Source organism: Kitasatospora sp. NPDC005751, assembly GCF_040630835.1.
GTDB lineage: Bacteria > Actinomycetota > Actinomycetes > Streptomycetales > Streptomycetaceae > Kitasatospora.
Genome location: NZ_JBEXYC010000076.1, coordinates 1 through 20,448 on the forward strand (window position 1 = coordinate 1; position 20,448 = coordinate 20,448).

Here is a 20,448-nt window from a genome sequence, read left to right on the forward strand (position 1 = left end):
TCGGCCATACCGAACCCCTCGGCATCCACCGAGAAGGAACGACACCGACCGTCCCTCGACAACCCCCGCTGCCGCGAGAACTCCACGAACATCCCAGGAGTCGACATCACCGTCACCCCACCCGCCAACGCCAGGTCGCACTCACCCGACCGCAACGACTGCACCGCCAGGTGCAACGCCACCAACGACGACGAACACGCCGTGTCCACCGTCACCGCCGGCCCCTCCAACCCCAACGCGTACGAGACCCGGCCGGACAGCACGCTGAGCGTGTTGCCCGTCAGCAGGTAGCCGGCGAGGTCGTCCGAGCCCTCGTGCAGCCGGGGGCCGTACTCCTGGGAGAGCGCGCCGGCGAAGACGCCCGTCCGGCTCCCCCGCAGCGAGTCCGGGTCGATCCCCGCCCGCTCCACCGCCTCCCACGAGGTCTCCAGCAGCAACCGCTGCTGCGGATCCATCGCCAGCGCCTCCCGCGGCGAGATCCCGAAGAACCCCGCGTCGAACTCGGTGGCGGCATCCAGGAACCCACCGGCCCGCACATAGCTGGACCCCGGCCGCGCCGCCTCGGGATCGAACAGTGCCTCGTTGTCCCAGCCGCGGTCGGTCGGCAGCGGCCCCACGGCGTCCCCGCCGTCCACCACCAGCCGCCACAGGTCCTCCGGGGACCGCACCCCGCCGGGGTACCGGCAGCCGATGCCCACCACGGCCACCGGCTCGCCCGACGCGGCCTCCACCGCCCGCAGGCGCTCCCTGGTCTGCCGCAGGTCGGCCGACACACGCTTCAGGTAGTCGAGGAGCTTCTCTTCGTTATCCATCGGGAATCCGTCCAACGGGTAGAGGCCGGGAGCGCCGTTCGAGGTCAGGCCGGGCGGTCGGGACAGGGGAGCAGCGGGGCAGCACGGAGCGGGGCGGGGCAGCACGGGACCGGGCGGAGCGGGGGCGGATCAGGACAGGCCGAATTCCTCGTCGATGAGCGAGAAGATGTCGTCGACGGTGGCGGACTCGTAGTCCCGCCGGTCCTCGGTGGCCCCCGTCTCGAAGGCGCGGGCCTCCTTCCACTTCCCGAGGAGGGCTTCGAGGCGCTCGGTGATGCCGGCGACTGCCTCGTCGTCCTGCGCCACCGCGCCGAGCGCGCCCTCCAGCCGGTCGAGTTCCTGGTAGACCGCCGCCCCGGCGCGGGCATCCGGTGCCGGCGCCCCGGTGGCCTCGGCCTCGCCGACGAGCCGGGCACGCAGCACGGCCGCGAGTTCGGCGGGCGTCGGGTGGTCGAACACGGTGGTGGTCGGCAACCGCAGTCCGGTCGCGGCGTTCAGCCGGTTCCGCAGCTCGGTGGCGGCCAGCGAGTCGAAGCCGAGGTCCCGGAACGCCCGGCGGGCGTCGACCGCGCCGGCGAGACCGTGCCCCAGCACCACGGCCGTCTCGTCGAGCACCAGGTCCAGGACCAGCCGCTCGCGCTCGGGCCCGCGGAGTCCGGCGAGCCGCTGGGCCAGCGTCGTCCCCCCGGTGGGCGAGGCCGCGGCGGCCGTCCGGCGGCCGGTCACCCGGACCAGCCCGCGCAGCAGCGGCGGTACGGCGGCCTGGCCGGCGCCGGAGGCCGCCCGTGCCCGCAGGGAGGCGGTGTCCAGACGCATCGGCACCAGGACCGGCGCGGCCGCGCGGTGGGCGGCGTCGAAGAGTGCCAGCCCCTCCTCGCTGGACAGCGCGCCCATGCCGACCCGCCGCATCCGGTCGAGGTCGGCGCCGTCGAGGTGCCCCGTCATGGCGCTGCGTTCGGCCCACAGCCCCCAGGCGAGTGCGAGGGCCGGGAGGCCGCGCGAGCGCCGGTGCGCGGCCAGGGCGTCCAGGAAGGCGTTGGCCGCCGCGTAGTTGCCCTGTCCGGCGGCGCCCACCAGGGCGGTGGCGGAGGAGAACAGGGCGAACACCGCGAGGTCCAGGTGCTCGGTCTGCCGGTGCAGGTGCCAGGCGGCGTCCACCTTAGGCGCCATGACGCCGTCCAGCCGCGTCCGGTCCAGCGAGGTGACGATCCCGTCGTCCAGCACGCCCGCCGTGTGGACCACCGCCGTCAGCGGGTGCTCGGCCGGGATCCCGGCCAGCAGACGGGCGACCGCCCCGCCGTCCGTGACGTCGCACGCGGCGACGGTCACGGTGGCGCCGAGAGCGGTCAGCTCGGCGGCGAGGGCGGCGGCTCCGTCGGCCTTCGCGCCCCGGCGCGAGGCCAGGAGCAGGTGCCGTACGCCGTGGTGCGTCACCAGGTGCCGGGCGGTCAGCGCGCCCAGCGTCCCCGGGGCGCCGGTGATCAGCGCGGTGCCGTCCGGGTCCGGCGCGGCGGGCACGGTCAGGACGATCTTCCCGATGTGCCGGGCCTGGCGGAGGTGGCGGAACGCCTCGGGGGCCCGCCGGACGTCCCAGACGGTCAGCGGCGTCCGGTGCAGGGCCCCGGCCGCGAACAGGGCCAGGACCTCCCGGAGCATCGCGCCGATCCGCCCGGGGTCGACCTCCATCAGGTCGAAGATCCGGTAGTCGACGCCGGGGTGCGCGGCGGCCACCTCGGCCCCGTCCCGGTGGTCGGTCTTCCCCATCTCCAGGAAGCGCCCGCCCCGTGTCAGCAGCCGCAGGGAGGCGTCGACGAACTCGCCGGCCAGCGAGTTGAGCACGACCGAGACCCCGCGCCCGCCGGTCGCCGCCAGGATCCGCTGCTCGAAGCCGAGGTCCCGGGAGGAGGCGATGTGCGCCTCGTCCAGACCCGACGCGCGCAGGGTGCCCCACTTGCCCGGGCCGGCCGTGCCGTAGACCTCGGCCCCCCAGTGCCGGGCCAGCTGCACCGCGGCCATGCCGACCCCGCCGGCCGCCGAGTGCACCAGGACGCTCTCGCCGCGCCGCAGGTCCGCCAGGTCCCGCAGGCCGTGGTAGGCGGTCAGGAAGACCACCGGGACGGCGGCCGCCTCGGCGAACGACCAGCCGTCGGGCATCGGGGCGACGGCCCGGTGGTCGGCCACCGCGACCGGTCCGAACGCGCCGGAGAACAGGCCCATCACCCGGTCGCCGACGGCGAGCCCGGCCACCCCGGGACCGATCCCGGTGACCACGCCGGCGCCCTCGATGCCGAGCCCGTCGAGCCTCGGGACCAGACCCAGCGCGACCACGACGTCACGGAAGTTGAGTCCGGCGGCGCGGACCGCGATCCGGACCCGGCCCTCGGCCAGCGGGCCGGTGGCGGAGTCCTGCGGGCCCGGCAGCAGCGCCAGGTTCTCCAGGGTGCCCTTGCCCTCGATGTCCAGCCGCCAGACGGCCGCGCCGACCGGCGGCGTCAGCGCCGCTGCCGCCCCGGCGAGCCGGGGGACTCTCAGCGTGCCCTCGCGAAGGGCGAGTTGGGGCTCACCGGAGTGAACGGCCGCGGCCAGCAGCGCCGGTGGGGCGTCGCCTTCGTCCAGGTCCAGCAGGACGAAGCGGCCGGGGTTCTCGGCCTGCGCGGCCCGCACCAGGCCCCACACCGGGGCCTGCACCGGCGCGGCCGCTCCCTCGCCGGGGCGGACAGTCACGGCGCCCCTGGTCACCACCACCAGGCGGGAGGCGGCGAACCGGTCGTCGGCCAGCCAGGTCCGCAGCGCGTCGAGGACGTCGGCGGCCAGCGCGCGGGCCGCCGCCCCGAGGTCGGCCGCGTCGGGGGTAGCGGCCGGGGCGGCGCAGGGCAGGAGGACCACCTCCGGCACGGCACCGTTCGTCCGCGTCGCCGCCTCCGCCAGCGAGCGCAGATCGGCGAACGTCCCGCCGACCGGGCCGTCGGAGCCGGCGCCCCCGGGCCTCTGGCCCGCGAAGCCGGCGCCCCCCGGGCTCACCACGGCCCAGTCGCCTCCGGAGCCCGACGTGGTGGCCGCGGGCGCGCCGACGGCCACCCAGTCGACCTGGAAGAGCGCCTCGCCGTGGGCCCGGCCGACCTCGTCCAGCTGCTCCCGGGTGACCGGCCGCAGCGCCAGGGACTCGATCCCGGCGACCGGCCGGCCCGTGGTGTCGGCGACGCTCAGCGCCACCTTGCCGGCCCCCAGCGGGGTGACCGTGACCCGCAGCGCGGTCGCACCGACGGCGTGCAGCGTCAGGCCCTCCCAGGCGAAGGGCAGCCGCGGCAGGCCGTCCGCCGTTTCGGCGGCCGGCCGGGCCAGACCGATGACGTGCAGCGCGGCGTCCAGTAGCGCCGGGTGCACGGCGAAGCGGTCGGCGCCGTCGGCGGCCTCCTCGGGCAGCGCGACCTCGGCGAACACCTCGTCGCCCCGCCGCCAGGCCGCCCTGACGCCCCGGAAGGCCGGGCCGTAGGGCAGGCCGGTCTCGGCCAGGCCCGCGTACAGCCCGTCGATCCGGACGGGTCCGGCTCCCGGTGGGGGCCAGGCCGCCGGGCCGGCGTCGCGTTCCCCGGCCGCTCCGGCCCCTCCTACCGGTCCGGCGGGCCCCGCCAGGCCGGTGGCGTGCCTGGTCCACGGCTGCTCGGCCGGCGCCCCCGCCGGCTGGGAGTGCAGGCTCACCGGTCGCCGACCGGCCTCGTCGGGCGCGCCGACCACCACCTGGAGCGACACCGCGCCCTGGTCCGGCAGGACGAGCGGGGCGTGCAGCGTGAGCTCCTCGACCCGGCCGCAGCCGGCCCGGTCGGCGGCCTGGAAGGCCAGCTCCAGCAGGGCCGTGCCCGGGACCACCGTCGTCCCGAGGACGGTGTGGTCCGCCAGCCACGGGTGCTCGGCCAGCGAGAGCCGACCGGTGACGAGGACGCCGTCGGAGTCGGGCAGCGCGAGTGCCGCGCCCAGGAAGGGGTGGTCGACCGGGGCGAGTCCCAGGGTGCTCGCGTCACCCGACGCTCCCGGGGCCGGCCGCCACCAGTAGGACTGCCGCTGGAACGCGTACGTCGGCAGGCTCGCCGGGGTGGCACCGGTGCCCGCGAACGCGGCCGTCCAGTCCACCGGGCCGCCCCGGACGAAGGCCTCGGCGGCCGAGGTGAGGAAGCGTTCGAGTCCGCCCTCGTTCCGGCGCAGCGTTCCCACCACGACGGCGTCACGGCCGAGTTCCTCGACCGTCTCCTCGATGCCCGGGCGCAGTACCGGGTGGGGGCTGACCTCGATGAAGACGCCGTGGCCCTGTGCGGAGAGCCGTTGGACGGCCTGGTCGAAGCGCACGGTCTCGCGCAGGTTGCGGTACCAGTAGTCGGCGTCGATCCCCTCGGTGTCCAGAAGGTCCCCGGTGACGGTGGAGTAGAACGCCACCTCCGAGGCCGCCGCGCGGTCCGGGCCGAGCGCGGCGAGCAGATGGTCCCGCACGGTCTCGACCTGCGCGGAGTGCGAGGCGTAGTCGACCGGGATCCGGCGCGCCCGCACGCCCCGCGCCTCACAGTCCGCCAGCAGCCCCTCCAACGCCGCCGGTTCCCCCGACACCACCACCGAGCCGGGCCCGTTCACCGCCGCCACCGACAACCGGCCCTCCGCGGCAGCCACCAACTCCCCCGCCTCGACCGGGCTCAGCGCCAACGACACCATCCCGCCCAGCCCCGCCAACCGCTCCGCGATCACCCGGCTGCGCAACGCCACGATCCGCGCCGCGTCCACCAAGGAGAGCGCACCCGCCACACACGCCGCCGCGATCTCCCCCTGCGAATGCCCCACCACCGCCGACGGCTCCACACCGTACGAACGCCACAACGCCGCCAGCGACACCATCACCGCGAACGACACCGGCTGCACCACATCCACCCGCTCCAACGACGGAGCACCGGGCACACCACGCACCACATCGAGCACGTCCCAACCGACGAACGGCCGCAACGCCTGCGCGCACTCCGCCAACCGCCCCGCGAACACCGGCGAGGAATCCACCAACTCCCCACCCATCCCCGCCCACTGCGCCCCCTGACCCGGGAACACGAACACCACCCGGCCGGGCCGGACCGCCGCGTCGCCCACGATCACCTGCGGGACGGACCGGCCCTCGGCCAGTGCCGCCAGCCCGGCCCGGAACGCCTCCCGGTCCGCGCGGTCGGCCAGCAGCACGGCGCGGTGCTCGAAGACCGACCGGGTGACCACCGTCGCGAGGCCGGTGTCCACCGGCCGTTCGCCGCCCCGGACGTCCAGGGCACCCCGGGCGTCCAGGGCGCCCCGGACGTCCAGGTGCGCCAGCAGACTCCGGGCCTGCGCGGCCAGCGCCTCCGGCGAGCGCCCCGAGAGCAGCCACGGCACCACCGCCGGCCCGCTCTCCGGACCGCTCTCGGGCCCGCTCTCCAGCCCGGCCGGCTCCTCGCCGGGCTCCTCGGCCGGCGCCTGCTCCAGCACCACGTGCGCGTTGGTCCCGCTGATCCCGAAGGAGGAGACGGCCGCGCGGCGCGGCCGCGCGCCCGGGAGCCACTCCCGGGCCTCGGTCAGCAGCTCGACCGCCCCCGAGCTCCAGTCCACGTGCGGGGACGGCTCGTCCACGTGCAGCGTCCTGGGCAGCACGCCCGCCCGCATCGCCGACACCATCTTGATCACGCCGGCCACCCCGGCGGCCGCCTGGGTGTGCCCGATGTTCGACTTCACCGAGCCCAACCGGAGCGGCGGCGCCCCCTCGGACCGGCCCTGACCGTACGTGGCCAGCAGTGCCTCGGCCTCGATCGGGTCGCCGAGGCGGGTGCCCGTGCCATGGGCCTCCACGGCGTCCACGTCCCGCGCCGAGAGCCCCGCGTCCGCCAGCGCCTGCCGGATCACCCGCTGCTGCGAAGGGCCGTTCGGCGCCGTCAGGCCGTTCGACGCACCGTCCTGGTTCACCGCACTGCCCCGCACCACCGCCAGCACCGGATGCCCCGACCGCCGCGCGTCCGACAGCCGTTCCACCAACAGGACACCGACGCCCTCGCTCCAGCCCGTGCCGTCCGCGGCGGCGGCGAACGGCTTGCACCGTCCGTCCGGGGCCAGGCCCTGCTGCCGGCTGAACTCGACGAACATGCCCGGGGTCGGCATCACCGTGACCCCGCCGGCCAGCGCCAGGTCGCACTCGCCCGACCGCAGGGACCGCACCGCGAGGTGCAGCGCCACCAGCGACGAGGAACACGCCGTGTCCACCGTCAGCGCCGGCCCCTCCAGGCCCAGCGCGTAGGCGACCCGCCCCGAGATCACGCTGGGGGTGACGCCGGTCAGCAGATAGCCGCCCTGGTCCTCCGAGCCCTCGTGCAGCCGGGGGCCGTACTCCTGGAAGGTCGCCCCGGTGAAGACGCCCGTCCGGCTCCCCCGCAGCGACAGCGGGTCGATCCCCGCCCGCTCCACCGCCTCCCAGGAGGTCTCCAGCAGCAACCGCTGCTGCGGGTCCATCGCCAGCGCCTCCCGCGGCGAGATCCCGAAGAACCCCGCGTCGAACTCGGCCACCGCGTCCAGGAACCCACCGGCCCGCACATAGCTGGACCCCGGCCGCCCGGCCTCCGGGTCGAACAGCTCCGCCAGGTCCCAGCCCCGGTCGGTCGGCAGCGGCCCCACGGCGTCCTCCCCGTCCACCACCAGCCGCCACAGGTCCTCCGGGGACCGCACGCCCCCCGCGAACCGGCAGCCCATGCCCACCACGGCCACCGGCTCGCCCGACGCGGACTCCGCCGCGCGCAGCCGCTCCCTGGTCCGGTACAGGTCGGTGGTCACCCACCTGAGGTACTCGACCAGCTTCTCCTCGTTCGCCACTGCTCTCACTCCGTGTCGGTGCGGCCGTGCGGAAGGTTCGGACATCGCGCGTCGGGGCGCGTCAGGAGGTGCGGAACTCCTGGTCGATGAAGGCGAAGAGCTCGTCGACCGTCGCCGTCCGCAGCCTGTTCGGCTTCGGGTCGTCGCCGTCGGTTCGCGGCCTGGCGGCCAGCAGGGACCGCAGCCGGGCCTCGACCCGCTCCCAGGCGGCGCTGTCCGGCCCGAGCGCGGCCAGCGACCGCTCCAGCCGGTCCAGCTCCGCCAGGGCCCCGGAGCCCGCCGCGCGGTCCGCCGGCTGGAGCAGGGCGCCCAGCCGCTCGGCCAGGACGAGAGGCGTCGGATGGTCGAACAGCAGACCGGTCGGCAGCCGCAGCCCGGTGGCCGCGCCGAGCCGGTCCCGCAGCTCCACCGCGGTCAGCGAGTCGAAGCCCAGCTCCTTGAAGGAGAGCCCGGGGTCGACCGGCCCGGCGTCGTGGTGGCCGAGCACGGCGGCCGCCTCGGAGCGCACCAGGTCGAGCAGCGCGCCCGGGCCCCGGTCGCCGACCGGCGCCCGCTCCGGCCGGTCGACCGCGTCGGCCCCGGAAGGCGCGGCAGGCGCGGTCGCCGTCCCGGCTACCGGGGCCGGTGGGAGCACGCCGCCCCCGAGCCAGTACCGCTCCCGCTGGAACGCGTAGGTGGGCAGCTCGACCCGCCGGGCGCCGTGCCCGGCGAACTCCGCCGCCCAGTCCACCTCGACGCCGTGGACGTGCAGCCGGGCGAGTGCGGTGACCAGCGCGTCGGCCTCGGGCCGGTCCTTGCGGAGCGTGGGCACGAGGACGGGACCGGCGCCCGGCCGCGCGGGCTCGGTCAGACAGTCCCGGCCCATCGTGGCGAGCGTGCCGTCCGGCCCGAGCTCCAGGTAGGCGGTGACGCCCTCGCGCTCCAGCCGGCGCATGCCGTCGAGGAACCGCACCGGCCTGCGCACGTGCCGCACCCAGTACTCGGCCGAGCCGAACTCCTCGGCCGTGACGAGATCGCCGGTGACCGTGGACACGACCGGCAGCTCCGGCGGCCGGAGGTCCAGGGCCGCCACGACGCCGCGGAAGTCGTCCAGCACGGCGTCCATGTGCGGGGAGTGGAACGCGTGGCTCACCCGCAGCCTTCTGGTCCGGCGGCCGGCGGTCCGCCAGTGGGCCGCGATCCGCTCGACCTCCTCGGCGTCCCCGGCGACCACGGTCGCCTCCGGGCCGTTGACGGCGGCGAGGCCGACCAGGTACTCCCGGCCGGCCAGCAGCGGGAGCACCTCCTGCTCACCGGCCTGCAGCGCCGCCATGGCGCCGCCGGGCGGGAGCGCCTGCATGAGCCGGCCGCGGGCGGTCACCAGCGTGCAGGCGTCCGCGAGCGGGAACACCCCGGCGACGTGGGCGGCGGCCAGTTCGCCGACGGAGTGGCCGAGCAGGAGGTCCGGCCGGACGCCCCGGCTCTCCAGCAGCCGGAACAGGGCGACCTCGATCGCGAACAGGGCGGGCTGCGCGACACCGGTGCCGTCCAGCAGATCCGCGGCGGCGGAGCCCGGTGCCGCGAAGAGCACGTCCCGCAGCGGCCGGTCCGGGCCCGCTCCCGCGGCGGCTGCGGCCGCGGCCGCGTCGACGTGCTCGCAGACCGCGTCCAACGCCGCTGCGAACACCGGGTGTTCCTGGTAGAGCACACGCCCGGCCCCCGGCCGTTGGCTGCCCTGACCGGCGAACAGGAAGGCGAGCCGGGCGCGCCCGTACGCCTGCCCCGACAGCACCTCGGCGGCGCGCCCGCCCCCGGCCAGCGCCGTCAGGCCCCGCCGGAGCCCGGCGTCGTCCCGACCGGTCACCGCGGCGCGCTGCTCGAAGGCCGAGCGCGTGACGGCCAGCGAGTACCCGACGTCCGCCGCGCGGAGCCCGGGCCGCTCGTCGAGCCGCGCCAGCAGCGCGGCCGCCTGGGCCCGCAGCGCCGCCGGCGAGCGGCCGGACAGCAGCCACGGCACCGTCCGGGCCGCCCCCGTCCCACCGCCCGGGGGCCCGGGCGCCGAGCCCCCGGCCTCCGCGACCTCGACCTCCGAGGGGCCGACCTCCGAGGACCCGCCCTCCGTCCGCCCGCCCTCCGAGAGCCCCGGCGCCGAGGCGGTCGGCAGGGGCCCGGCGGCCAGCACCACATGGCAGTTGGTCCCGCCGAGGCCGAACGAACTCACGCCCGCCAGCAGCGGCCGGTCCGGCTCCGGCCACGGCCCCAGCTCCCGCTGCACGCGCAGGTGGAGCGAGTCCAGCGGAATCAGCGGATGGGGGCGCTCGTAGTGGAGGCTGGGCGGCAGCTCCCGGTGCCGCAGACTCAGGGCGACCTTCAGCAGCCCGACGATCCCGGCGGCGCCTTCGAGGTGCCCCACGTTGGTCTTCGCCGAGCCGACCGCCAGCGGCCGCCCGGGCTCCCGTAGCCGCCCGAGGGCGGCGCCGAGGGCCGCGGCCTCCACCGGATCGCCGACCTTGGTGCCCGTGCCGTGGAGTTCCACGTACTGGACGTCCGCCGGGTCCACCCCGGCCCGGCGGTAGGCGCGCCGGACGACCTCCTCCTGGGCCGCCGGGCTGGGTGCGGTGAGCCCCTCACCGCCGCCGTCGTTGTTCACCGCGCCGCCGAGGATCAGGCAGTGCACCCCGTCGCCGTCGGCGAGCGCGTCCGCGAGGCGCTTCAGGACGACCACCGCGCCGCCCTCGCCCCGGACGTAGCCGTCCGCGCGGGCGTCGAAGGTGTGGCACCGGCCGGTCGGCGAGAGGCCGCCGAACCGGGCGACGGCGATGCTGCTCTGCGGGGCGAGGTTGAGGTTCACTCCCCCCGCGAGCGCGAGGTCGGTCTCGCCGGCGCGCAGGCTCTCACAGGCCTGGTGGACGGCGACCAGGGAGGACGACTGGCCGGTGTCGGTCACCAGGCTGGGCCCGCGCAGGCCGAGGGTGTAGGAGACCCGGTTGGCGATCATGCTGCGCTGCAGCCCGGTCACGCTGTGCTGGGTGACGGCCTGCGGACCGCGCTGGTGCAACAGGGTCGCGTAGTCGTCCCATATCGCGCCGAAGAAGACACCGGCCGATCGTCCGTCGAGCGTCGCCGGGACGATCCCGGCGTACTCCAGGGCCTCCCAGGCGAGTTCCAGCATCAGCCGCTGCTGCGGGTCCGTCGCGACCGCCTCGCGCGGGGAAAGGCCGAAGAAGCCGGGGTCGAATCGGTCGACCTGATCGAGGAAACCGCCCCATCGGGGTATCGATCCGCCGGTTTCGACTGTTTGTCCGCCATCCGTCGGCAATTCACCCCACCGGTCTTCCGGGACCTCCGTGACAGAGGTTTCACCGTGCCGGAGAAGTCGCCACAGCTCATCGGGAGTCGAAGCTCCGGGTAACCGACACGACAGGCCGACAACGGCTATCGCATCACTGTGAGTGGAATACATGAGAGATTCGTAAGATACGTGTGCTTCCCGTGAGGCCACAGCGCAACTGAACCAGCATCAGCAGAACGCGTCAAGGGTCGCTCTGTACACGACATCAAGCTTCAGCGCCGGAGGTCAGAGGCCTGTCGGCGGCGCCCAACCGGCCGTACCCACAAGGCATCACGGCCGCGAGGGCGCTTCACCACGGCAATTGCCCGAACGGCCCCGCCGCCTTGCCCGTCCGGACACGACCCGTCGACCCGGTGGCCGATTGTTAACCCCCGGTAAAATCCCTGGCGGCACGAACTACCCGGGGTGTCCGACGTTCACGGACGACCGGATCCGGCCACTGAGGCCCGGCGCTCCCCACCGGGTGCCGGGCGGCCCGGAACACCCCCGCCGGGGCCCCGGCCCGGCCACCCGGCGACGGCCGAATCGCAGGTGGCTAGGCTGGAGATCGCCGAGGAGACCGGCACCTGCCCTGCGGGCCGTGACGCCGGCGGCATCCACCGCCCCACCGCGGGGCAAGCATCGAGGAGCAGTCGTGACCGAACAGAGCGGCCCGCAGCGGAGCATCGCCGACATGATCCGCCGTCCCATGCTCACCGGCCTGCAGGACGCCGAGCTGATCGGCCCGCTGGGCACCACCCGGATCAACGAGTGGGTCGACTGGATCGCGGCGGTGGTCGCCGGCCAGATCGTCCAGCCGATCGCCAGTGAGCGCGACGCCTTCGCGGACCGGGTGGACACCCTCTCCGAGGTCGGCAAGCGCAACAAGCAGCTCTACCGGGACGCCGCCCAGGAGGCGCAGCAGCTGCGGTCCCGGGTCGCCGAGCTGGAGGCCGAGCTGGCGCGGCTGCGCGCCCCCGCGGACCCGGCGCCCGACTCCGCGCCCGATTCCGCGACCCCGGCCCACGACGCCGCTACCCCGGTGACCGGTCCCACCCCCGCCCCGGCCGCCGACCCGGCGGCCTCCGAGGGGGCAGGCGGCCCCTCGCTCTCGCTCCGGGACCGCCTGCGGTCCAAGTACCCCGCGACCGCCGAAGCCCTGGACCGGCGGGACGCCGCCGCCGCGGCGGAGGACGCCGAGCGGAACACCGAGGGCTGACCCGACGGGCCGGTGGTCCCCGGTCCCCAGCGGGGAACGCCCGCCGCACCCCGCCCCCTCGATCCGCACCTCCGGCCCCGTACCCCCCGCCCCGGCCCTCCGCGCCCCCGACCCGGCCCCGATCTGCGTGTGCGCGGGAGCCCGGCTCCGTACCGGACCCGGCCGTCGGCGGCCGTCGGGCCGGTCGGCCCCCGCCCCGGCCGCCCCCACCACGCGCACACCGCGCGCTTGAAACCCGATCTTCCCGAACATTCACCCTATCGAGTAGATCAACCGCTCCGGAGGCCTCCGGCCGAGACCACCCCGCCTACCGTTGATCAGCGAACGGCAAGGGGGGTACCACCTGCGGGATCCCCCCTTCTGTCGCGCCGGATGACGACCCGTCATCCGGCGCGGTCCTGCGCGGAGGGAGGCCCGTCCATGCCCATGAACACCGGACCGGAGATCACCGGGGACACCTCGGCGGTACGGTCATGAGCCGTACCGCCCTGGAGCGGATCCTCAGCGGCCCCAGCGGCCTCGGCACGGGCGGCCTGCACCCGGGCCGCCGTACGCCACCGCCCGAGGCCGGCGGCGCCGTTCCGGGCCTCTACTACCACCCGGTACCGGAGCCCGACCCCGGGCGCGTCGACGAGGTCGGCAACCGGATCAAGGCCTGGGCGGTGGACGAGGTCCAGCTGTACCCGCCGGAGTGGGAGGACCAGTTCGACGGGTTCTCGATCGGCCGGTACATGGTCGCCTGCCACCCCGACGCCCCCGACACCGACCACCTGATGGTCGCCGCCCGGCTGATGGTCGCCGAGAACGTGGTGGACGACTGCTACTGCGAGGACCACGGCGGCTCGCCGGTCGGCCTCGGCGGGCGGCTACTCCTCGCGCACACCGCGCTCGACCCCCTGCACACCACGGCGGAGTACCAGCCGGCCTGGGAGGAGTCGCTCCAGGAGGACGCCCCGCGGCGCGCCTACCGCTCCGCCATGGACTACTTCCACCGCGCCGCGAGCCCGTCCCAGGCGGACCGGTTCCGGCACGACATGGCGCGCCTGCACCTGGGGTACCTCGCCGAGGCGGCCTGGGCCGAGACCGAGCACGTCCCCACGGTCTGGGAGTACCTGGCGATGCGTCAGTTCAACAACTTCCGCCCGTGCCCGACCATCACGGACACCGTCGGCGGCTACGAGCTGCCCGCCGACCTGCACACGCTGCCCGCCCTGCAACGGGTCATCGCGCTCGGTTCCAACGCCACCACGATCGTCAACGACCTCTACTCCTACACCAAGGAACTCGCCGGCCCCGGCCGGCACCTGAACCTCCCGGTGGTGCTCGCCGAGCAGGAGGGCGGCACCGACCGCGACGGCTACCTGAAGGCGGTCGAGGTCCACAACGACCTCATGCACGCCTTCGAGGCCGAGGCGGCCGCCCTGGCCGCCGCCTGCCCCGCGCCGCCCCTGCTGCGCTTCCTGCGCGGCGTGGCCGTGTGGATCGACGGCAACCACTACTGGCACCGGACCAACACCTACCGCTACAGCCTGCCCGACTTCTGGTAACCAAGGAGCTGACCCATGACCACGACCGATATCCCCACCACGCCCACCAGCCTCGTTCCCGGTCCCGCCACGCCCTACCAGGGCGACATCGCCCGCTACTGGGACCACGAGGCCCGGCCCGTCAATCTGCGCCTCGGTGACGTCGACGGCCTCTACCACCACCACTACGGCATCGGCGACATCGACCACGCCTCGCTGGGCGACCCGGACGACAGCGAGCGCGAGAAGAAGGTGATCGCCGAGCTGCACCGGCTGGAGTCCGCCCAGGCGGAGGTGCTGCTGGACCACCTTGGCCCGATCGCCCCCGACGCCACCCTGGTGGACGCCGGCTGCGGCCGCGGCGGCTCCATGGTGATGGCCCACCAGCGCTTCGGGTGCAAGGTCGAGGGCGTCACCCTCTCCGCCAAGCAGGCCGAGTTCGGCAACCGGCGCGCCCGGGAGCTCGGCATCGACGGCTCGGTCCGGTCCCGGGTCTGCAACATGCTCGACATGCCCTTCGAGACCGGCCAGGTGGCGGGCTCGTGGAACAACGAGTCCAGCATGTACGTCGACCTGCACGACCTCTTCGCCGAGCACTCCCGGATGCTGGCGGTCGGCGGCCGGTACGTCACCATCACGGGCTGCTGGAACCCCGCCTACGGGCAGCCGTCGAAGTGGGTGTCGCAGATCAACGCGCACTTCGAGTGCAACATCCACTCCCGCCGGGAGTACCTGCGTGCCATGGCGGACAACCGGCTCGTGCCGCAGGCCGTCATCGACCTCACCCCGGCGACCCTGCCGTACTGGGAGCTGCGCGCGACCTCCTCGCTCGTCACGGGCATCGAGGAGGCGTTCATCTCCTCGTACAAGGACGGCTCCTTCCAGTACGTCCTGATCGCGGCCGACCGGGTCTGACCGGGCCGACCGGGCCGGCCTCCGGGGCCGGGTGTGGCGAGGGGCACCGCCCCGGCCGCACCCGGCCCGCCGCGTTCGCGACGGCCGGCCCCACCGGTCAACGCGGAGTCAGAACGCGGAGTTGGCCACCCAGTGCGCCAGCAGGCCCTCGTCCCCCGTCACCTCGAAGCGGCCGGTGGCCCGGTCCAGCCGGCCGTAGAGGAACAGCAGCAGGTCCGCGGCGGTGCCGCGCACGGTCACGTCGGCGGCCGTCCCGGCACCCTGCGGGTCGAGTCCGAAACCGTCGGGCCGCAGCCGGACCAGCCAGTCCCCGGCCCCGTCGGTGCGGGCGAACCGGACGGTCCGGTTCTCCGCCCGCAGGAGGGCCGTCCCGGGCGCGAAGCCGGCCGCGAAGGGCAGGTTGACCAGGAACTCCGCGACGCCGTCGGCCGCCAGCGCCGGGTCGATCCCGGGGTGCAGGCCCAGGGCGAGCTCCGCGTCCACGCGGTGCACCAGGGTCTCGAAGAGCATCCGGCGCACCCAGAACCGGGCGTGCTGGTCGGCGCCCCAGGCCCACATCGGCGCGTCGAGGTCGGCCGCGGCGAACTCCGCACCGGCCTCGACCGCGGCCTCGGCCAGCCAGTCGGGGTAGCCGTCCGGCCCCTCCGGCAGCCGCAGGTCGACCTCCCGACTGCGCGGCGGCTCCTGGATCCGCTGCCGCAGCAGCACGGTGAACCAGCGTTGCACGCTCCCGGCGTGACGCACCAGGTCGGCCAGCGTCCAGCCGGGGCAGGTGGGCACCGCGGTGGACGGGTCGGCGGCACGGACGACGGCGACGAAGCGGGCGGTCTCCGCGGCGACGGCGGCGGGGTGATCGAGGGTGGTGGTCATGGCCGCCATTCTCCCGGCCCCCGACCGGGCGGGCCGCCCCGGGTGGGCCGGAACCGGCCGCCCACCGGAGCGACGGACCGGCCGCGGCCCGGCCGGACGGGTGATTGACTGGCCCTATGGACCTCGTTCCTTCGACGTGCTGCCTCCCCCCGGTCCCGTCCGGCCGGCGCCCCGGGGCTCGACCGGACGGCCCGGCATGAGCGTCGCCGACCCGCCGGCCGCACCCGGCCCCGCCCCGGAGGCCCGGACCGCGCCCCCGTTCGACCCCGAGCTGGCCGCCGCGCTGGCGGCTCTGGGCGACGCGGCCGGGGAGCCGCTCACCCCGGCGAACCTGGCGGCCCGCCAGGCCCGGGACACCGCGACCCGGCCCCGGCCCGCCGTCCACGAGCTGACCGACGGCGGCCGTTTCGAGGTGGCCGAACTCCGGGTACCGGGACCGCCGGACGGGCCGGAGGTCACCCTGCTGAGCGCCCGGCCCGCCGGGATCTCCCGGCCGCTGCCGCTGCTGTACTACCTGCACGGCGGCGGCATGGTCATGGGCAACGCCTGGTCCGTCCTCCCCCGGGTGCTGCGGGAGTGGGCGCTCCCGCTGGAGCTGGCCGTCATCTCCGTCGAGTACCGGCTGGCACCGCGGACGCGGTACCCCGGACCGGTGGAGGACTGCTACGCCGGCCTCACCTGGGCGGCCGCGCACGCCGACCGGCTGGGAATCGACCCGGCGCGCATCGTGCTCGGCGGCAAGAGCGCCGGCGGCGGGCTCGCCGCCGCGCTCGCCCTGCTCACCCGGGACCGGGGCGGGCCCGTCCCGCTCGGGCAACTGCTGCTCAGCCCGATGCTGGACGACCGCGACCGCACCTTCTCCAGCCACCAGCTGGCCGGCACCGACACCTGGGACCGCACCTCCAACGCCACCGCGTGGCAGGCCCTGCTGGGTGACCGGTACGGTGCCGCGGACCTCCCGCCCTACGCGGCCCCCGCCCGCGCCACCGACCTGTCCGGGCTGCCCCCGGCCTACATCGACGTCGGATCGGCCGAGACCCTCCGGGACGAGGACGTCGCCTACGCCCAGGCGCTCTGGCAGGCCGGCGGCCGGGCCGAACTGCACGTGTGGCCCGGTGCCTGCCACGGCTTCGACACCCTCGCGCCGCACTCGGCGCTGGCCCGGGACGCCCGCGGCGCCCGTACCCGCTGGCTCCGGCGCCTCCTCGTGCGCTGATCCGGCCGGCGCCGGACACCGGGGGCCGTCGCCCTGGAGGCGTGCGACGCGTGGCGGGCGGGGCGGGTGCGCGGTGGCATCGCGGTCTCGACCGTTCCTCTCGACGTGTTCATACGCCCACCCAGGCGGCGCCGCCGAAGGTACCGTCGGCGTTCCAGGCACTCCAGCCGCCGTTGGGCGCGTTCTGCCAGATGTGCGAGATGTTGGCTCCGCCGGGGGCGAGGGCGAACACCTCCAGCCGGCCGTCCGCGTTGCGGCTGACGTTCACGGTCGCGGCGGCGCCGCCGAAGGAGCCGTTCCAGGCGCCCCAGCCGGCGGACGGGGCCACCTGTTCGCGGATCGCCACCCCGCTGCCGTTCGGTCCCAGCACGAAGACCGCCATCCGCCCGTCGGCCTGGTGACCGACCACCGGCGTACCGCCGGCCGGGCCCCCGAACGGCGCGCCGCCGTCACCGTTCCAGCCACTCCACCCGCCGTTGGGCTCCGTCTGCCAGATGTGCGAGATCGAACTGCGGTCCGGCGCCACCGCGAACACCTCCAGCCGGCCGTCCGCGTTCTGACCGACACTCAGATCGGATGCCGCGGGCCCGAAGGAGCCGTTCCAGGCGCCCCAGCCGGCGGACGGGGCCACCTGTTCGCGGATCGCCACCCCGCTGCCGTTCGGTCCCAGCACGAAGACCGCCATCCGCCCGTCGGCCTGGTGACCGACCACCGGCGCACCACCGGCCGGGCCCCCGAACGGCCCGGCGCCGTCACCGTTCCAGCCACTCCACCCGCCGTTGGGCTCCGTCTGCCAGATGTGCGAGATCGAACTGCGGTCCGGCGCCACCGCGAACACCTCCAGCCGCCCGTCCGCGTTCTGACCGACACTCAGGCCCGAGGCCGCGGGGCCGAAGGAGGTGTCCCACGTGCTCCAGCCGCCGTTCGGCGTGGTCTGCCAGCTGTGCTGGACGCTGCTCCGGCCGGGGCCGAGGACGAACAGCTCCAGCCGCCCGTCGGGGTCGCGGCCGACCACCGGCAGGCCGCCGACCGGACCGCCGAGCCGCTGCCACGTTCCCCAGCCGCCGTTCGGTACCGTCTGCTCGCGGAAGAACAGCCCCTGCTGGTCCGGCGAGACCGCGAACGCGACCATCGCCCCGTTGGCCTGCCGGCCGATCGCCGGGTTCTGCCGGCCGTCGCCGAAGTCGTCCCACCCCCTGGCGGTGGGCGCCAGTCGGACGTCCAGGTAGTCGGCGTCGATGTTGATGGTGATGCCGCCGTAGGTCTCGTTCTGGCCACCGGTGTACTGGTGGATCCGCTGGTGGTTCGCCCACAGGTGGTCCGGGATCGCCGGGTCCGAGGTGCTGGTGCTGCCGTTGCCCGGCCACGCCGCGAAGTCGATGACGTCCGGCATCGCGTAGGAGGAGTAGTGGGCGACCAGGTCGGAGATCGTGCTGCCGGCACTGCCGTACACGCCCGACAGGTAGCCCCGGGCGTGCAACTGCGTGGTCCAGGCGGACAGGTAGCCCAGGACCAGGCCCGAATACGACGGGGCGTAGTGCTCGTTGTCCATGTAGACCGGGGTGCCCGGGGGGAAGCCGAGGGCCGACATCTGCGCGATCGCGTCGTCGGCGTCGGCCGCGCCCTGGGCCGCGGAGGGGATCGTGGCGCAGCCGGGGCAGGCGCCCGGCGCCTGGTGGCCGACGTACAGCGGGAAGAAGTGCCAGCCGATCGAGGCCTGCCGGGCGACCCAGTCGGCGGTCAGGTTCGGCTGGTCGCAGGTGCGGTTGACGCCGCCGATGTAGATGCCGATCGCGCCGTAGGGCGAGGCGTCCATCCAGGTGCGCATGGTGGACGAGCTCGGTGCCGCGCACGGGTCGAAGCCCTGGCCCGTGTAGTTGGTGGCGCCGCCGTCCACCGCGTCGGTCAGCGCCGCGCCGGCGGCGGCCGTGATGCCGCCGGCGCCGGCCGGGTCGGCCGCGCTCCGCGGTGCCTGCGCCGTCCGGCGCGGCTGCGGCAGACCGGCCCGGTCGAGGACGGTCGCCACCGCCGCCCGGTCGCTGCCGTAGGCCGCGGTGACGGTGACCGCGCCGGTGGTCGCCGTGATCTCGCGGGAGGCGGTGTTCTCCCGTGCCCCGCGCGCCGCGCCGGGTAGGGCCGGCTGCACCAGGATCGCCTCGCTGCGTCCCCGCAGGTGGGACGGGCAGTCCTGGTTCTCCCCGGGGCGGCCGAGGTAGACGGCGTGCCGGTCGAACCGCACGCAGGTGTCCGGCGCCGCGTCCAGGTCGATCACCGGCCAGGTGCCGGGGACGCGCAGCGTGGTGCCCCGGTAGGTCACGTCCTTGGCGCCGTCGGTGGCCGCGGCGGCCGGGCCGGTGGTGGCGAGGACGGCGGAGGAGAGGAGCAGCGCGCCCACCAGCGCTCTGGTCAGGACGGCGAGTCTCACGGGGACTCCTTCCGGTGCGGGGGTCGCGGGGTGTCGAGGGGCGGCCGTGACGGCCGCTGCGGGGCGCGCACTACGGCCGGATCCCGTCGAACTGCAGGACCCGGTAGGCGCCCTGCGCGGTCCACTGGGAGACGATCAGCGTCAGCGAGTTCGCACCGGCGCTGCCGGGGTGGATGTAGCCGCCGTAGAGGCTCTCGACCTGCGGCCGGCCCCAGTGGTTCGGCGGCCAGAGGTTGCTCACCACGATCTGCGGGACCGGCGCCGACCACGCGGCGTCGGGCCGGGGCGCGGTGCGCGTGCAGATCGAACCGTCCGTCAGGTCGAGGTAGCTCATGCAGTAGCGGCCGTCGATCCGCTTCACGGAGAACTCGCCGATGTTGTTCCCGGGGCCGAACAGCGGGGTCGGCGGGGTGCCGTCGGTGGCCCAGTGCCAGCCGCCGTCGTACGCCCAGTTCTGCTGGGCCCCGAAGTCGCCGGCCCGGAACGCGTCCGGGTCGATCCGGAACAGCTGGATCGCGCCCTGGTCCGCGGTGTTCTTGTGGGTGCCGTTCCAGCGCTTGGAGTAGATGTAGAGCCAGCCGTCCGGGTCGATGCCGGCGAAGGACCACATCCCGTACATCGACTGGTTGACGCCCTGGTCCTGGCCGGGCCAGTGGTACGGGTAGTCGGTCCAGGTCCGGCCGAAGTCGTCGGAGTGGGCGACGCCCGACATCAGTGAGCCGTCCTCGCCGGCGGGCAGCGGGTCCGGGCCGATGCCGCGCGCCACCGAGGTGTACTGGAGGTAGGTGCGGCCGCCGAACTCGATGCAGTCGTTCGGGATCCGGGTGCTCTCCACCCCGTGGCCGTTGTCGGTTCCGTGGCCGTAGTCGAGGAGCTGGGCCGCGGAACCGTCGGGCATGGCGTAGCTGAACGTGATCGGGGTCGCCCCGGAGCGGTCGAAGGTCGCCTGGTTCAGCATCACCGGGGAGCCGAGGTAGCCGTTGCCGGTGTCGAAGGAGTCGCCGAACACGTAGCCCCAGGTGTTGTCGTGCTCCCGGTAGTACGGGATGCCCAGGTCGCCGCTGCCCAGCCCGTACCGGCTCGCCGAGTCACCGGGCAGCTGGCACAGGGGCGCGCCGGTCTGGCCGACGCCGTTGGTCGCGGCGGCGGGCCCGGCGGCGGCGGCCCCGGCGCCCACGGCGAGGCCGGTGCCCAGGGCGAGCCCCGTCCCGGTCCGCAGGAGCGAGCGCCGGGTGAGGGCCTGCCCCGGCTGCGGTGAAGTGGACATGGATCTCCTTCGGTTGCTGGGAGGGGTGGGGTG

9 protein-coding genes and 1 pseudogene are annotated in these 20,448 nt (G+C 75.3%); 4 read left to right on the plus strand and 6 right to left on the minus strand.

Going from position 1 to position 20,448, the window contains the following annotated elements; genetic code table 11:
- The 3 genes from ABZ497_RS33610 to ABZ497_RS33620 form a co-directional block, all read right to left on the minus strand.
- Positions 1–812 (minus strand): beta-ketoacyl synthase N-terminal-like domain-containing protein (locus ABZ497_RS33610; protein WP_359811115.1); only part of this gene is annotated, 812 nt, incomplete at its 3' end.
- Between the two features lie 129 nt (positions 813–941).
- Positions 942–7,667 (minus strand): type I polyketide synthase, encoded by a 6,726-nt coding sequence (locus ABZ497_RS33615; RefSeq protein ID WP_359811117.1) that lies wholly within the window; start codon positions 7,665–7,667, stop codon positions 942–944.
- Between the two features lie 61 nt (positions 7,668–7,728).
- Positions 7,729–11,109, minus strand: a complete 3,381-nt coding sequence (locus ABZ497_RS33620) for a beta-ketoacyl synthase N-terminal-like domain-containing protein (RefSeq protein WP_359811120.1) — start codon at positions 11,107–11,109, stop codon at positions 7,729–7,731.
- A 523-nt stretch (positions 11,110–11,632) separates the two neighbouring features.
- Between ABZ497_RS33620 and ABZ497_RS33625 the strand changes: the two genes are divergently transcribed.
- The 3 genes and pseudogenes from ABZ497_RS33625 (at position 11,633) to ABZ497_RS33635 (ending at position 14,637) form a co-directional block, all read left to right on the plus strand.
- The gene (locus tag ABZ497_RS33625; protein WP_359811123.1) at positions 11,633–12,196 is read left to right on the plus strand and encodes a hypothetical protein; all 564 of its coding nucleotides are present in this window, start codon (positions 11,633–11,635) and stop codon (positions 12,194–12,196) included.
- Between the two features lie 485 nt (positions 12,197–12,681).
- Positions 12,682–13,743, plus strand: a pseudogene (locus ABZ497_RS33630) (family 2 encapsulin nanocompartment cargo protein terpene cyclase); the annotation flags it as partial.
- A gap of 15 nt (positions 13,744–13,758) precedes the next feature.
- Positions 13,759–14,637, plus strand: a complete 879-nt coding sequence (locus tag ABZ497_RS33635) for a geranyl diphosphate 2-C-methyltransferase (RefSeq protein ID WP_329491088.1) — start codon at positions 13,759–13,761, stop codon at positions 14,635–14,637.
- A gap of 108 nt (positions 14,638–14,745) precedes the next feature.
- On the opposite strand, the gene ABZ497_RS33640 is transcribed toward ABZ497_RS33635, so the two are convergent.
- Positions 14,746–15,507: a maleylpyruvate isomerase family mycothiol-dependent enzyme gene (locus tag ABZ497_RS33640; RefSeq protein ID WP_359811125.1), complete on the minus strand. Its 762-nt coding sequence runs from the start codon at positions 15,505–15,507 to the stop codon at positions 14,746–14,748.
- Positions 15,508–15,703: 196 nt separating this feature from the next.
- On the opposite strand from ABZ497_RS33640, the gene ABZ497_RS33645 reads away from it, so the two are divergent.
- On the plus strand, positions 15,704–16,723 hold the full coding sequence (locus ABZ497_RS33645; RefSeq protein ID WP_359811128.1) for an alpha/beta hydrolase: 1,020 nt from the start codon (positions 15,704–15,706) through the stop codon (positions 16,721–16,723).
- A 109-nt stretch (positions 16,724–16,832) separates the two neighbouring features.
- Here ABZ497_RS33645 and ABZ497_RS33650 read toward each other — a convergent pair whose 3' ends face one another.
- Complete coding sequence (locus tag ABZ497_RS33650) at positions 16,833–19,148, minus strand: glycoside hydrolase domain-containing protein (RefSeq protein ID WP_359811130.1); 2,316 nt, start codon at positions 19,146–19,148, stop codon at positions 16,833–16,835.
- Positions 19,149–19,218: 70 nt separating this feature from the next.
- Positions 19,219–20,415: a DUF4185 domain-containing protein gene (locus tag ABZ497_RS33655; RefSeq protein WP_359811132.1), complete on the minus strand. Its 1,197-nt coding sequence runs from the start codon at positions 20,413–20,415 to the stop codon at positions 19,219–19,221.
- Positions 20,416–20,448: the final 33 nt, after the last annotated feature.

Bases quoted from the DNA above. Each gene is read 5' to 3' on its own strand.
- ABZ497_RS33655 (WP_359811132.1), bottom strand. From the start codon at position 20,415: ATGTCCACTTCACCGCAGCCGGGGCAGGCCCTCACCCGGCGCTCGCTC.
- ABZ497_RS33640 (WP_359811125.1), bottom strand. From the start codon at position 15,507: ATGACCACCACCCTCGATCACCCCGCCGCCGTCGCCGCGGAGACCGCC.
- ABZ497_RS33645 (WP_359811128.1), top strand. From the start codon at position 15,704: ATGAGCGTCGCCGACCCGCCGGCCGCACCCGGCCCCGCCCCGGAGGCC.
- ABZ497_RS33620 (WP_359811120.1), bottom strand. From the start codon at position 11,109: ATGTATTCCACTCACAGTGATGCGATAGCCGTTGTCGGCCTGTCGTGT.
- ABZ497_RS33635 (WP_329491088.1), top strand. From the start codon at position 13,759: ATGACCACGACCGATATCCCCACCACGCCCACCAGCCTCGTTCCCGGT.